The 20,573-nt window shown below is 62.7% G+C and carries 22 protein-coding genes and 1 tRNA gene; 12 read left to right on the top strand and 11 right to left on the bottom strand.

Annotated features, from left to right (window positions below; genetic code table 11):
• Positions 1 to 198 precede the first annotated feature (198 nt).
• A complete protein-coding gene (locus JJT62_RS09560) occupies positions 199 to 1,200 on the bottom strand; it encodes a TIM44-like domain-containing protein (protein WP_202072502.1) in 1,002 nt (333 codons plus the stop codon).
• A 305-nt stretch (positions 1,201 to 1,505) separates the two neighbouring features.
• On the opposite strand from JJT62_RS09560, the gene JJT62_RS09555 reads away from it, so the two are divergent.
• From JJT62_RS09555 to JJT62_RS09530, 6 genes are all read left to right on the top strand, one after another.
• Positions 1,506 to 2,312, top strand: coding sequence for a thymidylate synthase (locus JJT62_RS09555; RefSeq protein WP_202072501.1), 807 nt, complete (start codon positions 1,506 to 1,508; stop codon positions 2,310 to 2,312).
• Between the two features lie 31 nt (positions 2,313 to 2,343).
• A complete protein-coding gene (locus tag JJT62_RS09550) occupies positions 2,344 to 2,757 on the top strand; it encodes a HEPN domain-containing protein (protein WP_202072500.1) in 414 nt (137 codons plus the stop codon).
• Complete coding sequence (locus JJT62_RS09545; protein ID WP_202072499.1) at positions 2,736 to 3,134, top strand: hypothetical protein; 399 nt, start codon at positions 2,736 to 2,738, stop codon at positions 3,132 to 3,134. The genes JJT62_RS09550 and JJT62_RS09545 overlap by 22 nt, the downstream gene beginning before the upstream one ends.
• A complete protein-coding gene (locus JJT62_RS09540; protein WP_202072498.1) occupies positions 3,131 to 3,649 on the top strand; it encodes a dihydrofolate reductase in 519 nt (172 codons plus the stop codon). Before JJT62_RS09545 ends, JJT62_RS09540 begins: the two co-directional genes overlap by 4 nt.
• An 87-nt stretch (positions 3,650 to 3,736) precedes the next feature.
• Positions 3,737 to 3,813: transfer RNA gene (locus JJT62_RS09535), tRNA-Pro, on the top strand.
• A 430-nt stretch (positions 3,814 to 4,243) separates the two neighbouring features.
• A complete protein-coding gene (locus JJT62_RS09530) occupies positions 4,244 to 4,426 on the top strand; it encodes a hypothetical protein (protein ID WP_202072497.1) in 183 nt (60 codons plus the stop codon).
• A 42-nt stretch (positions 4,427 to 4,468) separates the two neighbouring features.
• Here JJT62_RS09530 and JJT62_RS09525 read toward each other — a convergent pair whose 3' ends face one another.
• Complete coding sequence (locus tag JJT62_RS09525; RefSeq protein ID WP_202072496.1) at positions 4,469 to 4,657, bottom strand: hypothetical protein; 189 nt, start codon at positions 4,655 to 4,657, stop codon at positions 4,469 to 4,471.
• 129 nt (positions 4,658 to 4,786) lie between these two features.
• Between JJT62_RS09525 and JJT62_RS09520 the strand changes: the two genes are divergently transcribed.
• Entirely contained in the window at positions 4,787 to 5,200 is a 414-nt protein-coding gene (locus JJT62_RS09520) for a DUF4326 domain-containing protein (RefSeq protein ID WP_202072495.1), read from the top strand.
• 311 nt (positions 5,201 to 5,511) lie between these two features.
• Here JJT62_RS09520 and JJT62_RS09515 read toward each other — a convergent pair whose 3' ends face one another.
• From JJT62_RS09515 to JJT62_RS09505, 3 genes are read right to left on the bottom strand one after another with little or no spacing between them, the layout of a single operon-like run.
• Positions 5,512 to 6,240 (bottom strand): SDR family NAD(P)-dependent oxidoreductase, encoded by a 729-nt coding sequence (locus JJT62_RS09515; protein ID WP_202072494.1) that lies wholly within the window; start codon positions 6,238 to 6,240, stop codon positions 5,512 to 5,514.
• A complete protein-coding gene (locus JJT62_RS09510; protein WP_202072493.1) occupies positions 6,237 to 7,616 on the bottom strand; it encodes a class I adenylate-forming enzyme family protein in 1,380 nt (459 codons plus the stop codon). Before JJT62_RS09510 ends, JJT62_RS09515 begins: the two co-directional genes overlap by 4 nt.
• Positions 7,600 to 7,848 carry a phosphopantetheine-binding protein gene (locus JJT62_RS09505; RefSeq protein ID WP_202072492.1) on the bottom strand — a complete coding sequence of 83 codons (249 nt, stop codon included), beginning with the start codon at positions 7,846 to 7,848 and terminating at the stop codon, positions 7,600 to 7,602. Before JJT62_RS09505 ends, JJT62_RS09510 begins: the two co-directional genes overlap by 17 nt.
• Positions 7,849 to 7,989: 141 nt before the next feature.
• Here JJT62_RS09505 and JJT62_RS09500 point away from each other — a divergent pair, with 141 nt between their 5' ends.
• Both JJT62_RS09500 and JJT62_RS09495 read left to right on the top strand, forming a co-directional pair.
• Complete coding sequence (locus JJT62_RS09500) at positions 7,990 to 8,823, top strand: GNAT family N-acetyltransferase (protein WP_210340618.1); 834 nt, start codon at positions 7,990 to 7,992, stop codon at positions 8,821 to 8,823.
• A gap of 7 nt (positions 8,824 to 8,830) precedes the next feature.
• Complete coding sequence (locus JJT62_RS09495; protein ID WP_202072491.1) at positions 8,831 to 10,504, top strand: thiamine pyrophosphate-binding protein; 1,674 nt, start codon at positions 8,831 to 8,833, stop codon at positions 10,502 to 10,504.
• 367 nt (positions 10,505 to 10,871) lie between these two features.
• On the opposite strand, the gene JJT62_RS09490 is transcribed toward JJT62_RS09495, so the two are convergent.
• Genes JJT62_RS09490 through JJT62_RS09475 form a run of 4 tightly spaced genes read right to left on the bottom strand, consistent with a single transcriptional unit; the run spans position 10,872 to position 14,414 of the window.
• Positions 10,872 to 11,768, bottom strand: a complete 897-nt coding sequence (locus JJT62_RS09490; RefSeq protein WP_202072490.1) for a branched-chain amino acid aminotransferase — start codon at positions 11,766 to 11,768, stop codon at positions 10,872 to 10,874.
• A gap of 16 nt (positions 11,769 to 11,784) precedes the next feature.
• Positions 11,785 to 12,246, bottom strand: coding sequence for a cupin domain-containing protein (locus JJT62_RS09485; RefSeq protein ID WP_202072489.1), 462 nt, complete (start codon positions 12,244 to 12,246; stop codon positions 11,785 to 11,787).
• Positions 12,247 to 12,266: 20 nt separating this feature from the next.
• Positions 12,267 to 13,190, bottom strand: a complete 924-nt coding sequence (locus JJT62_RS09480; RefSeq protein ID WP_202072488.1) for an amino acid--[acyl-carrier-protein] ligase — start codon at positions 13,188 to 13,190, stop codon at positions 12,267 to 12,269.
• 21 nt (positions 13,191 to 13,211) lie between these two features.
• Entirely contained in the window at positions 13,212 to 14,414 is a 1,203-nt protein-coding gene (locus tag JJT62_RS09475; protein ID WP_202072487.1) for an acyl-CoA dehydrogenase family protein, read from the bottom strand.
• 198 nt (positions 14,415 to 14,612) lie between these two features.
• On the opposite strand from JJT62_RS09475, the gene JJT62_RS09470 reads away from it, so the two are divergent.
• The gene (locus JJT62_RS09470; RefSeq protein ID WP_202072486.1) at positions 14,613 to 14,861 is read left to right on the top strand and encodes a phosphopantetheine-binding protein; all 249 of its coding nucleotides are present in this window, start codon (positions 14,613 to 14,615) and stop codon (positions 14,859 to 14,861) included.
• A gap of 38 nt (positions 14,862 to 14,899) precedes the next feature.
• Here the strand turns inward: JJT62_RS09470 and JJT62_RS09465 are convergent, their stop codons facing one another.
• A complete protein-coding gene (locus JJT62_RS09465; RefSeq protein ID WP_202072485.1) occupies positions 14,900 to 15,847 on the bottom strand; it encodes a homoserine O-succinyltransferase in 948 nt (315 codons plus the stop codon).
• Positions 15,844 to 17,142, bottom strand: a complete 1,299-nt coding sequence (locus tag JJT62_RS09460; protein ID WP_202072484.1) for an O-acetylhomoserine aminocarboxypropyltransferase/cysteine synthase family protein — start codon at positions 17,140 to 17,142, stop codon at positions 15,844 to 15,846. The genes JJT62_RS09465 and JJT62_RS09460 overlap by 4 nt, the downstream gene beginning before the upstream one ends.
• 304 nt (positions 17,143 to 17,446) lie before the next feature.
• Here JJT62_RS09460 and JJT62_RS09455 point away from each other — a divergent pair, with 304 nt between their 5' ends.
• Positions 17,447 to 19,162, top strand: coding sequence for a long-chain-acyl-CoA synthetase (locus JJT62_RS09455; RefSeq protein WP_370568513.1), 1,716 nt, complete (start codon positions 17,447 to 17,449; stop codon positions 19,160 to 19,162).
• Between the two features lie 70 nt (positions 19,163 to 19,232).
• Positions 19,233 to 20,399 (top strand): amidase, encoded by a 1,167-nt coding sequence (locus JJT62_RS09450; RefSeq protein WP_202072482.1) that lies wholly within the window; start codon positions 19,233 to 19,235, stop codon positions 20,397 to 20,399.
• Positions 20,400 to 20,573 lie beyond the last annotated feature (174 nt).

The raw sequence follows: 20,573 nt of genomic DNA, 5'->3' as shown, positions 1-20,573 counted from the left end.
CGGGGTCGGGTGGGGTCCGCCCCAACCCGAGTCGTAGCGGCGAGAGCCCCACCCGGCGGCCTTCCGGCCGCCGACCTCCCCGTAAAGGGGAGGTATTTCAGTGGCTCAAGCCGCTTGTTCGCTACTCGCCCGATCTCAGATCACAAAAAAGGCGCCCCCTCCTCACGGAGGGAGCGCCTCTCAATAGCAGGCTTCGCGTTACGCCGCCTGCTGGATCGCCGAAAGCTTCCAAGCGTCCGGGCCCGCGCCCGCCGGGCGGCGGAAGGTCCAAACCTCTGTCGCCTCAGTCGGGCCAGCGGAGCCGGGCGCCGGCTTGCCGGTGGCGCGGTCCTCCAGGACGTCGTTCAGCGAGAACCGCATGGCGACGCTCGCATATTCATCCGAGCCCTCGCGCCAGGCTTCCGAAAGGTCGCCCTGCAGAAGCTTGATGTCGGTTACCCGGTTGACGACGCCCTTGCGGCGGTTCGTCTCCAGCTCCTCGTCGAAATGGCGGACCATTTCCGGCGTGGCCACCTGACCCAGCGCGCTGACGTCCTCGCGGCTATAGGCGGCCTGCGACTGGCCGAGCAGGCGCTCGAAGGCGTTGAAGTCACCGGCCGCGATCTGGATCGGCGTCGCGCGCGGACGCTGCGGTGCCTCGCCGCCGAAGCCCATGGGCCCGGCCCCGAAGCCGCCCGTCGGACGCCCGCCGAAGGGCGCGCCGCCTGTAAAGCCGAAGGTCGAGCCCTGGGGACCGACGCCGGCCGGCGCATTGCGCCTCTGCCACCAGACAAAGGCCATGCGGGCCAGGAAAACGACCAGCGCGATCTGCAGCAGGAAGCCGATGATCGACATGAAGCCGCCGATGCCGCCGAAGAAGCCGTTGCCGGTCAGCAGCCCGAAAAGCCCCGCGCCGAGCAAGCCGCCGGCGAGACCGCCGAGCAGGCCGCGGCCAAAGGAAGAGCCGCCGAAGGCAGGCCGATTGAAGCCCGGCTGGCTCGGATTAAAGCTTGGACGCGCCGTCTCGCTGCGCTCGAATGGCGAAGCCGTTCCGGGGGCCGTGCGGGTCGACGGCGGCGCCGACCAGGTCCTGGAGCCGCGCGAGCCGAAGCTCCCGCCGCCGCCCATGCGCGCCTCGGCGATTGCCGGCGCGAGCGCCAACAGCGCCGCGAGAGCCAATGAAATCAGCGATCCGCGCTTTTGCGCAAGAAACCGCAGCATATGAGTTTTCCCTCTTATTGGGGAGCGTCGCTCCCCTCGGGGAGAGAATATAGGGAGAGGATGACGGGGCTGCAAAGGCAGGGTTGCGGGAATTGGGAGACCGCCCTCATCCGACCGCCTTCGGCGACTCCTTCTCCCGCAAGCGGGAGAAGGAGTCGCTGCGGCAAAATTTCTCGCTAATCGGCAACCAAGGGGCTCTCTCCTTCTCCCGCACTTGCGGGAGAAGGTGGCCCTCGCGTAAGCGAGGGTCGGATGAGGGCGGCGGCGCCTTTTTCCCGCGGAAATCCGCCCCCAACGAGAACCCCATGCGCCAATATCTCGACCTTCTCGACAAAATCCTGCGCGAGGGCGTCCGTAAGGAGGACCGCACGGGGACAGGCACGCTCTCCATCTTCGGCCATCAAATGCGCTTCGATCTCTCGGAGGGCTTCCCGCTCGTCACCACCAAGCGGGTGCATCTGAAATCCGTGATCCACGAGCTGCTCTGGTTCCTCAAGGGCGAGACCAACATCGGCTACCTCAAGGAAAACGGCGTCACCATCTGGGACGAATGGGCCAACGAGAACGGCGATCTCGGGCCCGTCTATGGCGCGCAGTGGCGCGCCTGGCCCGCGCCCGGCGGGGAAACGATCGACCAGATCGGCTGGCTGATAGAGGAAATAAAGCGAAACCCCTTCTCGCGCCGCCTCGTCGTCACGGCCTGGAACCCGGCCGAGATCGACAAAATGGCGCTCGCGCCCTGCCACTGCCTTTTCCAATTCCATGTGGCGGAGGTGGACGGACGAAAGCGCCTGTCCTGCCAGCTCTATCAGCGCTCGGGGGACGTGTTCCTCGGCGTGCCCTTCAATATTGCGAGCTATGCGCTGCTGACCCACATGGTGGCGCAGGCCACGGGCTGCGTCGCCGGCGATTTCATCCATAGCCTCGGCGATGCGCATCTCTATCTGAACCATATCGAGCAGGCCCGCCTCCAGCTCTCGCGCGCGCCGCGGCCCCTGCCTCGCCTCGAGCTGAACCCTGAAGCAGCCTCGCTGCTCGATTTCCGCTATGAAGACATTGCGGTCGAAGGCTACGACCCTTGGCCGGCCATCGCCGCGCCCATTGCGGTTTGATTGTTTTTCACTCTGGCTATTTGAGGTGAACATGCGGCTCGAGGAGCTGGAAGCGCTCGCCGAGGAACGGTTGCGAGAAGCGCTGGCGCTATTGGGCGTTCAGAGGTGGTCCGGCGCTTTCTACCTTTCCGGATATGCAATCGAGCTCGCGCTCAAAGCCGTTATCGCCGGTCAGTTCAGGGCGAACGAAATCCCGGACAAGAACTTGGTAAAGAATATCTACACCCACGACCTCGAGGACCTTTTGAGCTTGGCGCAGCTCAAGCCAGCTTTGCAGGAGCGGTCCAGACGTTCTTCTCAGTTCGTGGCCAACTGGAACACTGTAATGGGCTGGAATGAGTCGGCGCGTTATAGGAGAATTGAAGAGACAGAGGCTCGAGCGCTACTCGAGGCCATAAGCGACCCGACGGAAGGGATTTTCGCATGGATCCGGTCACAACCATAGGGGGCGCCGAGGGGCTCCGCAGGATCGCGGAAGCGCTTAGGGCGGAAGGCATCGGAGTTGAGGGCGTCTACCTGATCAAGGTCGTTTCCGATGAGGACGATGTCGATTGGGTCATTCGGATCGTGACAAGCCGAAAAAGCCGAGAAGTCGTGCTCAAGGTCTTCGATCTTCGCCGAGCTGGCAGGATTCCCGATTTCGGAGGCAAAGTGCGAGTTGACCCCGTTCCGGCGACGCATCCGGAGGCCTCGCGGATCATCGCCTATGCCCGGCGCTTTGCTGAGCTGCCTGTCGAGATCGAGACGGTGATCCTCGATCGGATGCTCATCGAATACGCCCTCGTCGCAGACATCGAGAGAGTAGGCGCCGCCGCAGCATGACCCCCAAACTCGTCGCCGTCGTCGCCCGGGCCCAGAACGGCGTCATCGGGGTCGGCAATGGCCTGCCCTGGCGTCTCTCCAGCGATCTCAAGCGCTATAAGGCGCGTACCTGGGGCCGGCCCATGATCATGGGTCGGCGCACCTGGGAATCGATCGGCCGCCCTTTGCCCGGCCGCGAGAGCGTCGTCGTCACGCGAAGCCCCGGCTATGCCGCGCCCGGCGCCCATGTCGCGACGAGCCTGACCGAATCGCGCGCCATCGCCCGGCGCCTCGCCGCCGAAATGGCGGCGCCGGAAATTATTGTCGCCGGCGGCGCGGAAATCTATCGGGCGCTGCTCGGCGAGACGCAAATGATCGAGCTCACTGAAGTCGCGCTCGACATTCCGGGAGACGCCCATTTCCCGGAGCTTTCGCCGCTGGAATGGGAGGAAATCGCCCGCGAGACGCCGCCGCGCGGCGAAAAGGACGAGGCGGATTTCTCCTTCGTGACGCTGCGCCGCCGCCACGGTGGATAAGCGACAAATTAAACGGCGAAACCAGTTGCGGGGCCGGCCTACTATGGCTATAAGGCCCCTCGAAAGCGGCCGACGCGGCCGTTGGATCGGAGTGTAGCGCAGCCTGGTAGCGCACCTCGTTCGGGACGAGGGGGTCGGAGGTTCGAATCCTCTCACTCCGACCAGTTTAAATCCCGCAAAATAGAAGCATCAGAAATGGCCCCTTTGGGGCCTTTTTCACGTTGGAAGATAATCCGGGGCGGTTCCCGACATGGCGCAGCCACACCGCCTGGCCGATCCTTCTCATGATACGAGAGGTTCGGCGCCATCCCCGACGCTCGCGCCGTTTGGACACGCAGGAAACCACCGCCGTCATTGCGAGGAGGCGGAGCCGACGAAGAAATCCAGGGCCGCATCGCCTGCCTGGATTGCTTCGCTTCGCTCGCAATGACGGGCTCTGAACCAGCGCTCTTGCGGATTCCCGGTCGAGCTGTCAGCCCGCCGTCTACGCCGCGCGTCTGCTTTTCCGGCAGACGGAACAGATTCCGCTCAAGTTCGTTGCAATAGGGCGTCGACGCGACTTTGGCGTCGATCCACCCAAGCGGAGCCGTCGAAATGGAAGAACTCGACATCCAGGACTATGCCCGGCGGCTGTTCGATGCGCATGGCGACAAAGCCGTCGCCGAGGCCGCGCAAAAGGCGGCCGCTTTGGAGCAAAGCGGCGAGGCTGAGCAGGCGAAAAACTGGCGACGAATCGAAGCCGCCCTGTATCAAATGCTGGGGCCACACCAAAGTTGAGCCGTTTTGGGCACGGCCGTTAGCGGAGCAATTTGCCGCCGCTCAGAATGTGTCTTGGAACGACGCCGCCTTCTTTTGTTGCCGTGAGCGCCGTTGTGCGGCCTGGGTTTTCGCCGAGTCTCTATTGTCCAAGGGCACGAAACGCGCACGCGGCCTCGCGCCGCCAATGTCCTGCGCGCCGCGTATCTTGATGAGAAAGTCCAGCCTGGCGATATAGAGCAAGTCGATCATGGCGCGCTCTTCGGCGAGAGATGATCGATCAAGGTGACCTGCGCGCCCCGGCCTATCAAGTTGCGTAAAATACGTAGCCTCAAATTCGCAGGAGCCGATCAGCCTTTTGCGGCGCAGGAGAATGCATCTTTGGACGATCTCTTCAAATCCAACGCGCTTCCGACAGACTATGCGGCCCGTATCCGCATTGTCTCGAAACGCAAGGGCGGGCTCCAGGCGGCGCCGGACGAAGCAATCGTCGACGTGGATCGCAGCAATCCGGTTCTCGGCAATCCGCACATTCTGCGCGACCATCGGGACATGCAGGAGCGGCTGCGCGTCATTGCCGCCTATGAGCGCGATCTCGATCGCGATCTCGCCGAGCGCGGCCCGAAGACGCGCGAAATCGAAAAGATCGCCGATCGGCTACGCAGAGGCGAAAAAATTGCCCTGCGCTGCTGGTGTGCGGAGCCGCCCACGCGACCGCAGCGCCCGTGCCACGGAGATCGGATCAGGCTCGAGGTTCTGCGTCTGTGCGCAGAGCCCTCGACGCCGACAGAATGATGAAAAGGAACGGCCCGCGCCTTTACATCCGAGGTCGCGGGCCGTCGCCAAGAAAGACAGCGTATCCGGAACTGCTCAAAGCAATCGAAGCGGCTGACTGAACCAGGTTGCAACGGGATGGTTAACAGATCGTTAACACTTCCATTGAAACAGCTCGCATTGGGGCATGCCATTCCCGGCGTCTGACAGCGCGACCGGGAATTCAGAGCCTACCGTCATTGCGAGCGAAGCGAAGCAATCCAGAGCCGCTATAGCTGCGCTGGATTGCATCGTCGCGCAGCTCCTCGCAATGACGGCAAGCACGCATTACGTCACGCCGTCGCCCCGGCGTCCACTGTCATCACCGTCCCGGTAATATTGCACGCCTTGTCGTCGAGGAGATAAGAAACCGCGTTCGCGACATCCTCCGGCGCCGCCAACCTCCGCAACGCCGCGCGCGCAGCGATTTTGGCGCGATCCTCGTCGCCGAGCGAAGCCGTCATCTCTGTCTCGATAAAACCCGGCGCCACCGCATTGACGGTGACGCCCATCCGGCCGACTTCGCGCGACAGAGACTTGGTGAAACCGATGAGCGCCGCTTTCGTCGCGCCATAGACGGAAAGCGCATTATATCCGGTCGAGGCGATAATCGACGACATATTCACGATGCGGCCGCCCTGGCCCGCCGACATCATATTGCGCACGACATATTTGGTCAGGACGATCGGCGCAGTCACATTCACGCGCGTGAGCTGATCGATCTGCGAATTGTGCATGGTGGCGAGCAGCCCCTCCGTGCCGAGCCCGGCATTGTTGACGAGCCCATAAGGCGCGCCGAATTCCTTTTTGAGCCGCAGCACGAAATCAGCGATCGCGTCGATCTGCGAAAGATCGAGCGCAGCGAAGGCAAGCGCGCCCGAGGCGCGGGCGATCTCCTCATCGAGCGCGTCGCTCGGCTTGCGCGCGACAGCGATGACGCGAAAGCCGTCGGCGACGAGGCGTCGCGAGATCGCGAGGCCCAGACCGCGACTGCCGCCTGTGACGATGACATTGCGCCTCATGCTTTTCCCCGCAGCAGCTTGCCCCCGGCCGACATGGCGAGCGACGACACGAAGTCGATCGAAACCGGAACCTTGTGCCTTTCGAGCCGCCCGCGGCATGCGGCAAGAATTTCATCCTTCACCGCGCGCTTTTGCTCCGCAGAGACGTCGTGTTCCTTGAGCATCACTTCCGCCACGATGAGATCCCCCGTGATCGGATTGCGCCGCGCCTTCACCAACGACATGCGCACGGCGTCATGCAGATTGATGATCTGCTCGACCTCCTCCGGGTGAACTTTCAAGCCGCCGACATTGATGGTCCCGGCGCGCCTGCCCTTGAAGAAGAAGCGGTCGCCGGCTCTTTCGACAAGATCATCCGTATCGATAAATCCATCCGCGTCCGCCAGCTTAAGATCATCGCGACCGACATAGCGATCCGCCGTGCGGCGCGAGCGCAAGCGCAACGACCCATCGACGACGCGCATCTCGACGTCGCCTACGCCATTGAGATAAGCGGCGGGAAACCCTTCCCTCCCGTCGGTCACCTCGAAGCCGACTCCCGCTTCCGTGGATGCATAGGCGTGAACGATCTTCGCTTTCGGATAGAAGGCAGCCAAATTGGCGAGAACGGCGCGGTCTGCGATCTCGCCGGAAAGGCGCACATATTGGGGCGCGATCCGTGCAGCTTCGGGACTCATCAGCAGACGGCGCCAATGCGACGGCGTGCCGGAGAGGTGCGTGACGCCGGCTTCGGCCATGCGCGTTACATGATCGACGAGCGGCTCATTCGCCTCGGTCAGCAGCAGCGTCGCGCCGCTCGCCGCCGCGCGCAGGAAGATCTGCATCCCACCATAGCGCCGGATGTCGTAGAAAGTCGCCCAAACCGGCGCCGCCTCACCTGCCGCGCGCGGGCGAACCGCGCCAAGCAACCCCGCGAGACGATGCGCGACAAGCTTCGGCGCCCCGGTCGTGCCGGAGGTGGGAAGAACCCATTCCGTTTCGATCGCAGCGGGGCGCGGCTCCGTCTCGGGCGCGAGCGCCGAAACGCGAACGCGCGTAACGTCGACGCCGAAATCCTTAACGTCGTCGTCGCAAATGACCGCCTCGACTTGCGCCTGCGCGATCGCCGAGGCGAGACGCTCGCTCGTAAAATCCGGCGGCGTAATCACCATGCGCGCGACAAGCCCATCGAGCTCCAGCATGGCGAGCGCCGCGTCGAACTGCGACGATACGCCGATCAAGACCGACTTGCCGGCAAGCGAAGCGCGACGACCGCCCAAGATCGTCCCTTGAACCGCGTCGCGCCAAAGCGCCTGCCTCTTCGGCGCATGCAGGCCGGCGGCGCCGCCCGAAACAGCGTCGCCCGCGAGCCCGCGCAGATCAAGCGGCGGCGGCATTTTCATAGAGCGCGACAAAATCGCCGAAGGTTACGGGAAAATAGACCTCTTCCGAGGCCGTGAAGGGATCGACCCCGAGCGTGTCTTCGAGACGCGCGACGATGATAGCGAAGCACAGAGAATCCAAACCGGAGTTGGCGAGGACCGTATCATTCGCGAGCGGCGTGAGTGTTTTTTCCTGCTCCGCAGCCACATTTTCCACGACGGAAAGCACTGTTAACCTTATGCTCATCGAAACGCGCCCTTTTCATCTCCGGCTAAGAAGAACTTCCTATCGTGCTTCCCTAAGCAATTCCCTGCACACGTGGCCAAGATCCATGACGAAGGTTAAGCGCAGATGACCGAGCCGGCGACGCCGCGCATTCGATGCAGAATGATCGCAGAGGCCGACGCGCCAGCGCTCGTTCGATTGCTGGCCAAGGGATTTCCCGAGCGCACCGCCGACTATTGGAGTCACGCGCTCGAAACGCTCGCGCACCGCGACGCGCCCGAAGGCTATCCCCGTATGGGTTATCTGCTGGAGCACGACGGCGCGCCGGTCGGCGTGATCCTGATGATCTTCACGCGCGTGGGCGCGGAGAAGATTCGTTGCAACATCTCGAGCTGGTATGTCGAAGAATCCTATCGAGGCTACGCCTCGCTGCTCATCGCCGCGGCGGTGCGGCTCAAGGACGTCACCTATATCAACACTTCGCCGGCGCCGCATACGTGGCGCGTGATCGAAGCTCAGGGATTTCGCCGTTATTGTAACGGCCAAATGCTCGCCATCCCCGCCCTCGCCCCTTGGACCGCCAACGCCCGCGTGAAAATCTTCGACGCGGATCGCGACTATGGCGGCTCTCTCTCAACGCAGGAATGCGCGCTCCTCGCGGCCCACGCGGAGCGCGGCTGCCTGTCGCTGATTGTGCATGAAAAGCGCGAGGCCCATCCCTTCGTGTTTCTGCCGCGCCGCGTGCTGAAGGGGCTCGTGCCCACGCAGCAGATGATCTATTGTCGCAGCCTTGCCGATTTCCAACGCTTTGCGGGCCCCTTGGGCCGCGAGCTGCTGCGCCGCGGCCATCCCACTGTGCTTCTCGACGCCACAGAGAAAATCCCGGGGCTCTTCGGGATCTATCTCCACGATCGCGGACCCAAATATTTCAAGGGCCCCGAGCGTCCGCGACTGGGCGACCTCGCCTTCAGCGAAAGCGTCTTGTTCGGACCATGAGCCTCGCATGAAAACACTTGCCGACATCACCGCAGCGCAAGCTTTGGTCGATCAGCTTATCATCAATGGCGTCGACCATATTTTCTGCGTGCCGGGCGAAAGCTATCTCGCCGTGCTCGACGCCTGCTACGAGCGCAACGTCAAACTCACCGTCTGCCGCAACGAGGCCGGCGCGGCGATGATGGCGGACGCCTATGGCAAGGCCACCGGGCGCCCCGGCATTTGCTTCGTGACACGCGGCCCGGGCGCCGCAAACGCCTTTGCCGGCGTTCATATCGCGCAGCACGACTCGACGCCCATGATCTTGTTCATCGGCCAGATCGAGCGATCGCATCGTGACCGCGGCGCGTTTCAGGAAGTCGATTACCGCGCGATGTTCGGCGGACAGACAAAATGGACGGCCGAGATCGACGATGGCGCCCGCATGGCGGAATATGTCTCGCGGGCATTTCATGTCGCGCTTGGCGGGCGGCCGGGGCCCGTCGCCCTCGCTTTGCCGAAAGACATGCTCGACGAGCGCGTCCTGCCGCGCCCCTGCCCCGCCGCCGCCGTCGTGGAGACATCGCCGGGGCCAGACGACATCGACGCCCTCGCCACAATGATCGCCGAAGCGAAGCGTCCCTTGTTCGTCCTTGGCGGAACGCGTTGGGACGAGACGACGTCGCGTCGCATGATGGATTGGGCGCGCGCGTTCGACATGCCTGTCGCAACGAGCTATCGACGGTTGCCGCTCTTCGATCCGCTGCATGACTGTTATGCCGGCGACCTCGGCCTTGCCGCCAATCCGAAGCTCGTCGCGCGCGCCAAAACGAGCGATCTCTTCGTTCTCATCGGCGGGCGGTTGGGGGAAATCCCCTCTCAGGGCTATAAGCTCTTCGACATCCCGCAGCCGCAGACGCGCTTCGTGCATGTTTATCCGCAGGCCGAGGAATTCGGCCGCGTCTATGCGCCCACGCTCGCCATTCACGCGTCGCCCAAGCCTTTCGTCGAGATGCTGGCAAAACAAATTCCGCCGGCGCACCGCCCCTGGCGTGACGACACGCGCGTCGCCCATCAGGATTATCTCGATTTCTCACGAAGCTTTACGCCCTCCGCGGACGTCGATCTGGCTCAAATGATGATCTGGCTTTCGGACCATCTTCCCGACGACGCCGTCATCTGCAATGGCGCAGGAAATTACGCATCCTGGATTCACCGCTATTTCCGTTTCCGCCGCTATGGCTCACACTTTGCGCCGACATCGGCCACGATGGGCTATGGCGTGCCAGCCGCCGTCGCCATCAAACGGCTCTATCCCGAGCGGCTCGTCGTCTCTATCAATGGGGACGGCGATTTTCTGATGAATGGCCAGGAATTCGCGACAGCCGTGCAATATGAGCTGCCGATCATCGTCGTCATTTGCGACAACGCCTCCTATGGCACGATCCGCATGCATCAGGAGCGCAGCTACCCCGCGCGGGTCATCGGCACGGATCTGCGCAATCCGGACTTCGCCGCCTATGCCCGCGCCTTCGGCGGTTACGGCGCGCGCGTCGAACGCACAAAGGACTTCCCGGAAGCTTTCGACGCGGCACGCGCGTCACGACTTCCCTCTATCATCCATGTGATGATGGACCCGGATCGCGTTACGCCGAGCGTAAATCTCTCTGCGATACGCTCCGAAGCGCTGGCGGGCGCGTAAGAGAACTGCTGACAAAGTGGCTGACGCCCCTCGTGCTTCGAGACGCCTGCTGCGCAGGCTCCTCAGCATGAGCGGCTTCTTCAACTTCGCCAAAAGACTTATACGAGATCCGCTCGCCATCCCCGACGCTCGCGCCGTTTGGACACACAGGGAATCCCCGCCGTCATTGCGAGGAGGCGGAGCCGACGAAGCAATCCAGGGCCGCATCACTGCCCTGGATTGCTTCGCTTCGCTCGCAATGACGGGCTTTGGGCAAAACCAGCGCTCTTGTGGCTCTGAATTCCCGATCGGGCCTTCGTCTCGAAGGACGAGGCCGCCTCGGAGGTTTGCCAGCAAACTGAAGGCGCCGAAAACTGGCGCCTTCAGTTCACGATGCCACTCGAAGCTGCGGCTTAGAATGCGCGAAGTCCCAATAAAGCGCACGCGCGCGCTTATACATTGGGCCTGCCTCCAATTGCCGATCGTCGATGCGCGACATCGGCGCGACTTTCTGGAAGTTGCCTGTCGAGAAAATCTCGTCAGCGCAAAGAAAGTCGTCATAGGTGAGCGTTGTCTCGATCACCTCCACGCCATCTGCGCGCAGCAAGCCGATGACGCGTTGGCGCGTGACGCCGTTCAAAAACGTCCCATTCGCCGACGGCGTGAAAACAGCGCCATCCTTGGCGAGAAAGGCGTTGGAATTGGCGAATTCCGCAATATTGCCGAGCATGTCGCGCATGAGGCAATTGTCGAAGCCGCGCTTGGCCGCCTCGATCAACGCGCGCGCGCCATTGGCGTAATGGCAACTCGCCTTCGCCCCAACCGGCGCAGTTTCCGCCGAGGGCCGGCGGAAAGGCGACAGAGTCACCGCGCCGCCCTTGGGCGCCGGCATGGGCGCCTCATAGATCGTGAGGCACCAATTGGTGGAAGAGGGCTCGAAGCGAACGCCGCCACCCAAGCCGTCCTCGGCCCAATACATCGGCCGAATATAGAGCTGCGCGTCGAGCGCAAATTTTCTCAAGCCCTCTGCGACAAGCGTGCGCCATTCCTCGACGCTCAGCAAAGGCTCCAGTAGCATCTCACGCGCGGAATTATTGACGCGCGCGAGATGTAGGTCGAGATCGGGCGTCACGCCCTCGAAGGCGCGCGCCCCGTCGAACACCATCGAGCCAAGCCAGGCCCCATGCGTTCTCGGGCCCAAAATCGGCGCGTTGCCGTCGCGCCATTCGCCCTGAAAGAACGTCCAAGTCTGCGAGACCGGACGCAGTGGAACAGGAGAAGCCATGGCCGAACCTCTCTCTTTACGCGCCACTGAACATCGCCGGCGCGTCCGATGCAGGCGCGAGCTTCAGCATGCGCGCCAGCTTGCGCATCACTCGCACCAGGAACATCACCGACGTAGGCAGGGGCGTGCGACAGAAGGCCACTTTGCGAACGTATTTCTCGACGGTCCAAACCGCATGGGAGCCAGCGCGGAACAGGACGTGGTCGCCCGGCCCGAGATGATGTTCCACGCCATTATCCTCGCGCACGACGACCGATCCCTCCAGGACATAAACTGTCTCGTCGATGTCGTAATGCCAATTGAACACGCCCTTCGTGCAATCCCACAGAAGCGTCGTGGCCGAATTGTCGAGGCTGCGTGACAAGATGAAATTCCGCGCAACCGGAGCGCCCTCGATCACCCAAGCCGGATTGATTGGGCACGGCTGCATCTCGACATTCTTGCCATCGTAGAAAATTATTTTTTCATCGCCGCTCATTGCGATTTCCTCCCCGTCAGTCAATCCAAACGCAAAACGTCGCGGACGTCGCGCGGCCAATCCTCGACGTAAAGGCCGTGCGTCGCAAAGAGCGCGAGCGCCAGCCGGTCGATACCGAAGGCCACGCAACCCGAATGCGCCATTTCGCCCTTCTGATCCACAAGCCCCCATGTCTTGCCGAAATGCTCGCGATGATAGTTGAAGCTCATGCAAGCGGTCGGCGCGCCCTGCGCGCGCACGGGAATCAGAAGCTCGAACTTCAACGCATGCTCGATTTGATTTGCCGCCATCAACACGCCGACGCGGCCAAAGAACGGATCGCTGGCGCGATCGAAGGCAAAGGGCAGTTGCAGCGACTCGGCGATCGTCTGCGCGGTTTTCATCCACTGCTCACGGAAGACGGCAATCTGCACCGGCGCGCCTATACGAACGAACTCGCGCATCCGGAATGATTGCAATCGGTCCAAATCTTTCGAGGGCTCGTGCCGGAAGCAGTCTGCCGCAACGTCGAACGTCAGGCCATCTTCGGGAACCGGGCCATTTTCCGCGGCAATCGGATAGACCGGATAACAGGCCGCCGGGCTCAACACGAGACCGGCCGAGGTGGCGCCGCGTGTCCAGTCTTCGCCTTGCTTGGCTCTGTCCACCGCAGCGGCGACGTCCGCCTCCGATCCGTGCAGGGCGCAAACGCAGCCGAGCAGTTGAGGGAAACTGTTGAGGTATCCCTGCTTCTCGAGCTGCCTCAGGCTCATCACCGGCGGAAAACGGAAGACGGACGCTTCTTGGGGGCGATGTCTTGTAATCAGCCATTGAAGCGCATCGACGACGTCTTCATAACGCCGCGTGCGCGCGTAAACGCCGTCAACGCCCATGGGGCGAAAGAGATGATCGAGGATCGTCTCATCGCTGCGAGCCTCCCTATCTGTGCACGCCATCCCGCTCATTGCGCGTTCATCCCCATGCTGTTATCGCGGCTTCACGATCGTGTCCGGCACGCCGCCGATGAGGCAGGACGTCGCTACGTTCGAAAGAATGCGGTTGTTGTTGATCATGACGGAGGAAGAGAGAATATCCCTTAGCGGGCGCGAGACGCTGAATTCGCTGTCGTTGCGATAGCCAGCAATCCCGCAGGCGTTGAATGCATGCATTACCGTCGTGATCGCCATTTCCGAGGCGCTGACCTTCAGCAGGTTGAGCGATGTCTGGAAGGACATCTCGTCGAGCGACTCAGGATTTCCCACCCTGCCGAGGTAATCCGCGGTGGCCGAGTCGACGAGGTTGACGAGCTGCATCAGCGACAGTGACGCCTGCGTCGCAAATGGCGCGCCAGGCGGAAGAGCGCCCTTCTGAGCGCGGGAGATTTTACGCGTGAAATTCTGCGCGCGCTCCACCGCGCCAGCCGCGACGCCCGCCCAGCAGGCCGCCCAAAGCAGATGGGTCACCGGCACCATCGAGCGGCGATGAATTTTGTCGTAGGGCTCCGCGAGAACCTGCTCGGCTTCGCCCTTCGCAATGAGATGAAAACCTTCGCTGCACGTGCCACGCATGCCCATGACGTCCCATTTGGACGTGCGCTCGAGCGTGTAGTCTTCCTTGAAAAAGAGCGCGAGCACCTGATCGCTGGGGAGTGACTCCGGCGAACGCCGTGCGGTCGTCACGATGGCGTCGGCCGCCGCCCCATAGGAGACGACCGAGGCGTCTCGATCGAGCGAAATTCCGTCATCGAGAGCAACGATCGCCGACGCGCTTGAGCGCACATTGGCGCCGTTCTTTCCTTCGGTCGTCGACGACGCAAGCAGCATCTGCTCTTCGCCGATGCGACGCAGATAGGACTGGAACCTTTCGCTGCGCCCGGCATGGTTCATAACGCATGCGACATTGGCGGCGTGCATCGCATAAATCATCGCCGTCGAGGAACAGACGCGGCCAAGCGCATAACAAAGCTGCGCGGCGTCCGCCACATTGCGGTCCTCTCCGCCACACCCTTCCGGCAGCAATATCCCGAGCAGACGCTGCGCTTTCAGCTCGTCGAACGCCTCTTTCGGGAAGCGGGCCGTTTCATCGATCGCCTCGGCGAATTTCGCAGCAACGGCGACGGCCGAAGCGATCCGCGCAGAAAAGTCCTCTTGCGCTCTCACTTGCGGCTTTGAAATTTCAGCAGCCAACATCTTCGCCTCGTCAACCTATCCTCGCCTGATCGAGCCGAGGCTAGATTCCAGTTCTGAATATTCAGTTTTGTCGCGCAAATTGTCGACGTCAGCCTTAATGAATTGGATTTTAGCAATCCGCCGCAGCTTCTTTTTATAGATCGCGGCTAGAACACTGATTGTCAGTTCGATAAAGCTCTGTGCTCTGGAGGTTGCAGCGTGGACGTCTCAACGATTCAATCCATCGATCGCATCAACGCCGTCGTCGCCCAATTCATAAAGAACGCCCACCAAATTCCCCCCCAGCAGGATTTGGAGGAGCTCGGCATGACCTCGATGGAGATGGTGAATTTGATGCTGTCGATCGAGGCGGAGTTCGACTTGACGATTCCGAGCTCGAAACTCGTTCCAGCAAATTTCCGGACAATACAGAATATCGACGCCTTGGTGCGCGATCTCGCGCATTGAAACCGAGGGCGGCGCTCTTCCAAAGCGCCGCCTCGCCGTCAGGCGCTGTGGCGCAAGGCGTCGATCCTGTCCGAAACATTCCTGATCCAGGCGCGATAAAGTCGCGCCGCATCATCGGCCCAGGGCCGAGCGCATTTCTCTGGGGAAAGAGTTTCCGCCAGAGCCTGTTCCGCATGGCGCTCCGTCTTTTCGAGCACGCGGCTACCTAACTGGCTCAGCCTCTGCGACATCTCGGCGCTGAAATAATTCTCGGGCTGATCCGGATAGTCGACGCGTTCGCCTGAAAGATAGCGCAGCACATCGCGGCGGTATTCCTTCAACAACGTCTCGGCTTCATATTCCGGATGCCCCTGAAGGAAGACGAAAAGGCTCGGCTCTTCACGCCAGAACATATCGACGCCGACGTCCGGCGACCATGCGCCAATCTTAAAACAACGCCGCGCTAGCGCTTCGGCGTCGAGCGCGTTGTAACGTGAATGCGGCGTTAAAATCGAGCTGCCCGCTCTTTCGCCGGTCCAATCCTCGCCGAGACGCCGAAAGGTATAGACGCCGCTGATCTTCTTAGGCATGCGTCGGCGTTCGATCCCGGCAAGATGAAGCGTCGCGGCATGCGCCGCGAGGCAGGACCAGAGAGTCGAAAAAGTGTGCGTGCGCGCCCAATCGGCGAGCGTCTGGAGCTGCGGCCAATAAGGTTCGTGATCGAGGCGGGCGGCGCGGGGCTCGCTGCCCGAGACGATCAGCGCATCGGCGCCGCGCCGATACAACGCCTCAATGCCTTCGTGATCGCGCGCCAAATAGCGGCGCGCCGTTTCGCTGCGCTCCAGGCCCGGCAGCGTATAGCAGCGCCAGCGAATCTCGCGTCCCTCGGCGCCCGCGCGCACGAGGCGCTCGAATTGCGCCCGCGTCGCCGCGAGCGCCTGGTCGGGCATATTGTTCACGAACGCGATTTCCAGGACGTCGCGCGCGCGTAAAGCATGCAGCGTCATTCCGCCGCCTCGGCGAAGGCGCCATTCGCCGCGGCGAGCGCGTTGTCGAGATCCTCGATGATGTCGTCGGCGTGCTCGATGCCAACGCTGATGCGCAGCATCTCCGGCAAGACCCCCGCCTTTTCCTGCTCGGCAGGGGTCATCTGACGATGCGTCGTCGAGGCCGGATGGCAGGCGAGCGACTTGGCGTCGCCAATATTCACCAGCCGTTTGATGATGCTCAGCGAGTCATAGACGCGCTTGCCGGCCTCGAGCCCGCCCTTCACGCCGAAAGTGAGGAGCGATGGGGCGCGGCCGCCCAAATACTTCTGCGCGAGCGGATAATAGGGGCTGTCCGGGAGCCCCGCGTAATTCACCCAGGCGACGCGCGGATCGTCACGCAAAAACGCCGCGACTTTTTGTGCGTTCTCGACATGGCGCTCGACGCGCAGCGCGACGGTTTCCACCCCCTGCAGCAGAAGGAAAGCGTTCAGCGGCGCCAGAACCGCCCCTGTCGTGCGCTGATAGACGCTGCGCGCGCGCGCGATAAAGGCGCTATCGCCGAAGCGGTCGACATAGACGAGGCCATGATAGGAGACGTCCGGCTCGTTGAAGGTCGGGAACCGCTCGGGGTATTTGCGCCAGGGAAAACGGCCGCTGTCGACGATAATCCCGCCCATTGTTGCGCCATGGCCGCCCATGAATTTCGTCATGGAGTGAACGACGATGTCGGCGCCATGCTCGATGGGCCGCCACAGGATCGGCGTCGCCACCGTATTATCGACGATGAGTGGAACGCCATGGGCGTGCGCGGCCTCTGCAATCGCCGCCAGGTCGCAGATATTGCCGGCAGGATTGCCGACGCTTTCACAGAAGACCGCTTTTGTGTCGGCGTCGATCGCCGCCGCCATGTCGCTCGCGGAGTCGCTGGCGGCAAAGCGGACCTTCACGCCCTGGCGCGCCATCACATGCTGAAGCAGCGTATGCGTCGTGCCGTAAAGTGTGGGGGCAGCGACAATATTGCCGCCGCTATCGGCCACATTCGCGAAGGCGTAATAGAGCGCCGCCTGCCCCGTCGACACCGCCAAGGCGCCGATCCCGCCCTCGAGCTGCGCGACGCGTTTCTCCAGCACGGCGACCGTTGGATTGGCGATGCGGCTGTAGCGGAAACCTTCCTCTTCGAGATCGAAGAGCGCCGCCGCATGATCGGCGCTGTCGAACTCATAGGCGACGGTCTGATAGATCGGCACGGCGACGGCGCGTGTCGTCGGATCGCCGTCATAGCCGCCATGCACCGCTATCGTTTCGTTCCGCATTGGATCTGCCTCCTGCAGCGCGCCCGCCCGCATCGTTGAAAGGGCGAAGCTGAGCCGTCTTTGCAGGGAAAACGCCTAAAGATTTATGCGGTTTTTGCGGGCGCAGCGATGAAAAGCGGCTGGTAGGCTTAACAAGGTTCATCCGCATTTGTAGAGATTTGGCAGGGAATTTCCGATAGGTTCACGAAAGACGGCGCGACGGCCGCGCATTAACCATTCTTCCAGGCGACGACGAGAGATGACGGCGCATAGTGCGGAGCGAGGGCCTTCCAGAAGCGAACGCTCCGAAGGCGGGGCCCGCTCGGTGAGCAAGGATTGGCTGCGGGCGCTGAAACTATCCGCATCGATCGAGCGCGATCCCGGCCGCACGCTCGCAGTCGCTTTCGAAGAAATTGCGCAGACGCGCGGCGACGCGCCGGCGATCCTATTCGACGGCGGCGGGTTCAGCTTTCGCGAATTGTCCGAGCGCTCGCGCCGCTACGCCCGCTGGGCGCAGGCGCGCGGGCTGCGCAAGGGCGACGCCGTCGCGCTCGTCATGGAGAGCCGGCCCGATTACGTCGCCATCTGGCTCGGACTGACGCGCATCGGCGTCGTGGTCGCGCTCATCAATCATCATCTTGCAGGGACCGCATTGGCGCATTGCATCCGGATCGCTTCGCCGCGCCTGATCCTGGCTTCGGTTGCAAATTACCCGAAATGCGCAGAAGCGGTTGGCGACGAAGCCGAGCTTGTCCGTTGCGACGACTCGCTCGAAAGCGCGCTCGCCGCGCAATCGAACGCGCCCCTTGATCTCGACGCGGCCGCGCGGCCCACGCTTTCCGATCCTGCGCTCTACATCTACACCTCCGGCACCACCGGCCTGCCGAAGGCGGCGATCGTCTCGCATCGCCGCATCATGAATTGGGCATTGTGGTTTTGCGGCCTGCTCGATGTGACGCCCGACGACAGAATGTATGTTTGCCTGCCGCTCTATCACTCGGTCGGCGGCGTCGTCGCCATCTGGGCCACGCTGCTGGGCGGCGGCTCCGTCGTGCTGCGCGAGCGTTTCTCGGCCAGCGCCTTTTTCACCGACGTCGTCGAACATGGCTGCACGCTCTTCCAATATATCGGCGAGCTTTGCCGCTACCTCGCCCATGCGGCGCCCTGTGAAGCGGAGACGCAACATCGGCTGCGTCTCGCCGTCGGCAATGGGCTGCGGCCGGAAGTCTGGCCGGTGTTCCAGAAGCGCTTCGCCATTCCGCGCATTCTCGAATTCTATGCGGCGACGGAAAGTAATTTCTCGCTCTACAATGTCGAAGGGGAACCGGGCGCCATCGGCCGTATCCCCTCCTTTCTCGCCGCGAGCCGGACGATCCAGCTCGTGCGATATGACGCCGAGACGGACGCTCCGCTGCGCAATGCGGAAGGCTTCTGCGTCGCCTGCAAACCTGACGAGCCCGGCGAAGCCATTGCGCGCATCGCCAATGATTTCGAGGGCTATCTCGATCGCGCCGCTTCCGAAAAGAAAATCCTGCGCGACGTCTTCGCGCCCGGAGACGCGTGGATGCGCAGCGGCGATCTCATGCGCCGCGACGCGCGTGGCTTCTTCTATTTCGTCGACCGCGTCGGCGATACTTTCCGCTGGAAAGGCGAGAATGTTGCGACCGCAGAGGTCGCACAGGCGCTCGCCGCCTACCCTGGCGTCATCGACGTCACCGTTTATGGCGTGGAAGTCCCCGGCCGCGACGGGCGCGCCGGCATGGCGGCGATCGTGGCGAACGAGAGCTTCGATATAGCGGGCCTCTATGCGCATCTGTCGGCGCAACTGCCCGTTTATGCGCGTCCGCTCTTCCTGCGCCTGTCGCATGAATTGCAGGTCACGGAGACGTTCAAGCACCGCAAACGCGCGCTTGCCGCCGAGGGGTTCGATCCGCGCAAGATCGGCGCGCCTGTCTTTTTCGCGTCTTCCGAGCGATCTATATATGCCGCCTTGGATTTGGCGCTTTACGAGAAGATTCTCGCCGGCGCCGTTCCTTTCTAGGCGTCACGTCCAAAGACCCGCTTTCGACCGGAATGACGCGAAACCAAGGTTCAGCGGGAAAGGGCGCCGGATGAAAGTCGATGTCGGGGCGTTATCGGTCGTCCTCAACGAAGGCGCAGGGGGGGCTGGTCCCCTGTCCGGCGCAACCTTCGTCGTCAAGGAAAACATCGACGTCAAAGGCCAGGTGTCGACCAATGGCCATCCGCAATGGGCGACCACTCATGCGCCCGCGCTGGCCAACGCCGCGGTGGTCGACAGACTGCTCGCCGCCGGCGCATGTCTCGTGGGCAAGACCCATATGGACGAGATGGCCTATAGCCTGCTCGGCGCCAATCCGCATTTCGGCACGCCGATAAACCCCGCGGCGCCGGACAGGCATCCGGGCGGCTCCTCGTCCGGCTCCGCCGTCGCGGTGGCGGCCGCTCTCGTTAATTTCGCCATCGGCACGGATACGGCCGGCTCCTGCCGCGCGCCCGCGGCCTTCTGCGGCGTCTTCGGTTTTCGCCCCTCGCATGGCGCGATTCCCATGGCGGGCGTCGTGCCGCTGGCGCCCTCGCTCGACGTTATCGGCTGGTTTGCGCGCGACCTCGCTCGAATGGTGGAAGTCGGCAATGTGCTGCTGCCTGAAGATACGGATCAAGGCGCCTTGGAAGAGGCGGTGTTTCTCGGCGACGCTTTTCATGGCGTCGAAACCGAACTGGCCGCCGCCGCGGCGCCAGCCGTCGATATGTTGAAAAGCGGACCCTGGCGCGAAGGCCGGCTGGAGGAGGATTTCTTCAAGACGGCTCTCGCGCATTTCCGCAATCTGCAGGCGCATGAGGCCTGGGCCTCTCATGGCGCATGGGTGACGGCTCATCATCCGACATTCAGCAAAGGCGTCGAGGAGCGCTTCGCCATCGCATCCAAAGTCACGCTCGAACAGAAAAATGCGGCGTTGGCCTTTCGCGAGGAGGCGAAGAAGCGCATCGAGGCGCTCTTCGGCGACAAGGGCTTTCTCGTCATGCCGACGACGCCCTTCCGTTCGCCGCTGCTCACCGAAAGCGAAGAGCAGCTCGACGCCAAGCGCTACCAGATGATGCGGCTCTTCCTCATCGCGAGCTATTTCGGCCTGCCGCAGATCAGCCTGCCATTGCCCACCACTGACGCGCCGGTGGCGCTTTCTTTCGTCGGCAGGCGCGGAACCGACCGCAAGCTGCTGGCGCTGGCGCAGCGCTTCTGCTCGAAGATGAAGAAGTAATATTGTTTCGTTTGAACAGCTCGCATCGGCGCCTGTCATTCCCGGCGGGCTGAAAGCCCGACCGGGATCCAGAGCCACAAATACGCTGGTTTTGCTCAGCGCCCGTCATTGCGAGCGACGCGAAGCAATCCAGGGCGGCGATGCGGCCCTGGATTGCTTCGTCGGCTCCGCCTC

It is taken from the genome of Methylocystis sp. Sn-Cys, assembly GCF_016745395.1.
Taxonomy (GTDB): Bacteria; Pseudomonadota; Alphaproteobacteria; order Rhizobiales; family Beijerinckiaceae; genus Methylocystis; species Methylocystis iwaonis.
The sequence above is the reverse complement of the archived record's forward strand: the minus strand, read 5'-3'. Positions and strand labels throughout refer to the sequence as shown.

Excerpts from the sequence above, each read along its gene's own strand:
- JJT62_RS09560 (WP_202072502.1), bottom strand. The coding sequence starts at position 1,200 with ATGCTGCGGTTTCTTGCGCAAAAGCGCGGATCGCTGATTTCATTGGCT.
- JJT62_RS09555 (WP_202072501.1), top strand. The coding sequence starts at position 1,506 with ATGCGCCAATATCTCGACCTTCTCGACAAAATCCTGCGCGAGGGCGTC.
- JJT62_RS09550 (WP_202072500.1), top strand. The coding sequence starts at position 2,344 with ATGCGGCTCGAGGAGCTGGAAGCGCTCGCCGAGGAACGGTTGCGAGAA.
- JJT62_RS09545 (WP_202072499.1), top strand. The coding sequence starts at position 2,736 with ATGGATCCGGTCACAACCATAGGGGGCGCCGAGGGGCTCCGCAGGATC.
- JJT62_RS09540 (WP_202072498.1), top strand. The coding sequence starts at position 3,131 with ATGACCCCCAAACTCGTCGCCGTCGTCGCCCGGGCCCAGAACGGCGTC.
- JJT62_RS09530 (WP_202072497.1), top strand. The coding sequence starts at position 4,244 with ATGGAAGAACTCGACATCCAGGACTATGCCCGGCGGCTGTTCGATGCG.
- JJT62_RS09525 (WP_202072496.1), bottom strand. The coding sequence starts at position 4,657 with ATGATCGACTTGCTCTATATCGCCAGGCTGGACTTTCTCATCAAGATA.
- JJT62_RS09515 (WP_202072494.1), bottom strand. The coding sequence starts at position 6,240 with ATGAGGCGCAATGTCATCGTCACAGGCGGCAGTCGCGGTCTGGGCCTC.
- JJT62_RS09510 (WP_202072493.1), bottom strand. The coding sequence starts at position 7,616 with ATGCCGCCGCCGCTTGATCTGCGCGGGCTCGCGGGCGACGCTGTTTCG.
- JJT62_RS09505 (WP_202072492.1), bottom strand. The coding sequence starts at position 7,848 with ATGAGCATAAGGTTAACAGTGCTTTCCGTCGTGGAAAATGTGGCTGCG.
- JJT62_RS09500 (WP_210340618.1), top strand. The coding sequence starts at position 7,990 with ATGATCGCAGAGGCCGACGCGCCAGCGCTCGTTCGATTGCTGGCCAAG.
- JJT62_RS09495 (WP_202072491.1), top strand. The coding sequence starts at position 8,831 with ATGAAAACACTTGCCGACATCACCGCAGCGCAAGCTTTGGTCGATCAG.
- JJT62_RS09490 (WP_202072490.1), bottom strand. The coding sequence starts at position 11,768 with ATGGCTTCTCCTGTTCCACTGCGTCCGGTCTCGCAGACTTGGACGTTC.
- JJT62_RS09485 (WP_202072489.1), bottom strand. The coding sequence starts at position 12,246 with ATGAGCGGCGATGAAAAAATAATTTTCTACGATGGCAAGAATGTCGAG.
- JJT62_RS09480 (WP_202072488.1), bottom strand. The coding sequence starts at position 13,190 with ATGAGCGGGATGGCGTGCACAGATAGGGAGGCTCGCAGCGATGAGACG.
- JJT62_RS09475 (WP_202072487.1), bottom strand. The coding sequence starts at position 14,414 with ATGTTGGCTGCTGAAATTTCAAAGCCGCAAGTGAGAGCGCAAGAGGAC.
- JJT62_RS09465 (WP_202072485.1), bottom strand. The coding sequence starts at position 15,847 with ATGACGCTGCATGCTTTACGCGCGCGCGACGTCCTGGAAATCGCGTTC.
- JJT62_RS09460 (WP_202072484.1), bottom strand. The coding sequence starts at position 17,142 with ATGCGGAACGAAACGATAGCGGTGCATGGCGGCTATGACGGCGATCCG.
- JJT62_RS09450 (WP_202072482.1), top strand. The coding sequence starts at position 19,233 with ATGAAAGTCGATGTCGGGGCGTTATCGGTCGTCCTCAACGAAGGCGCA.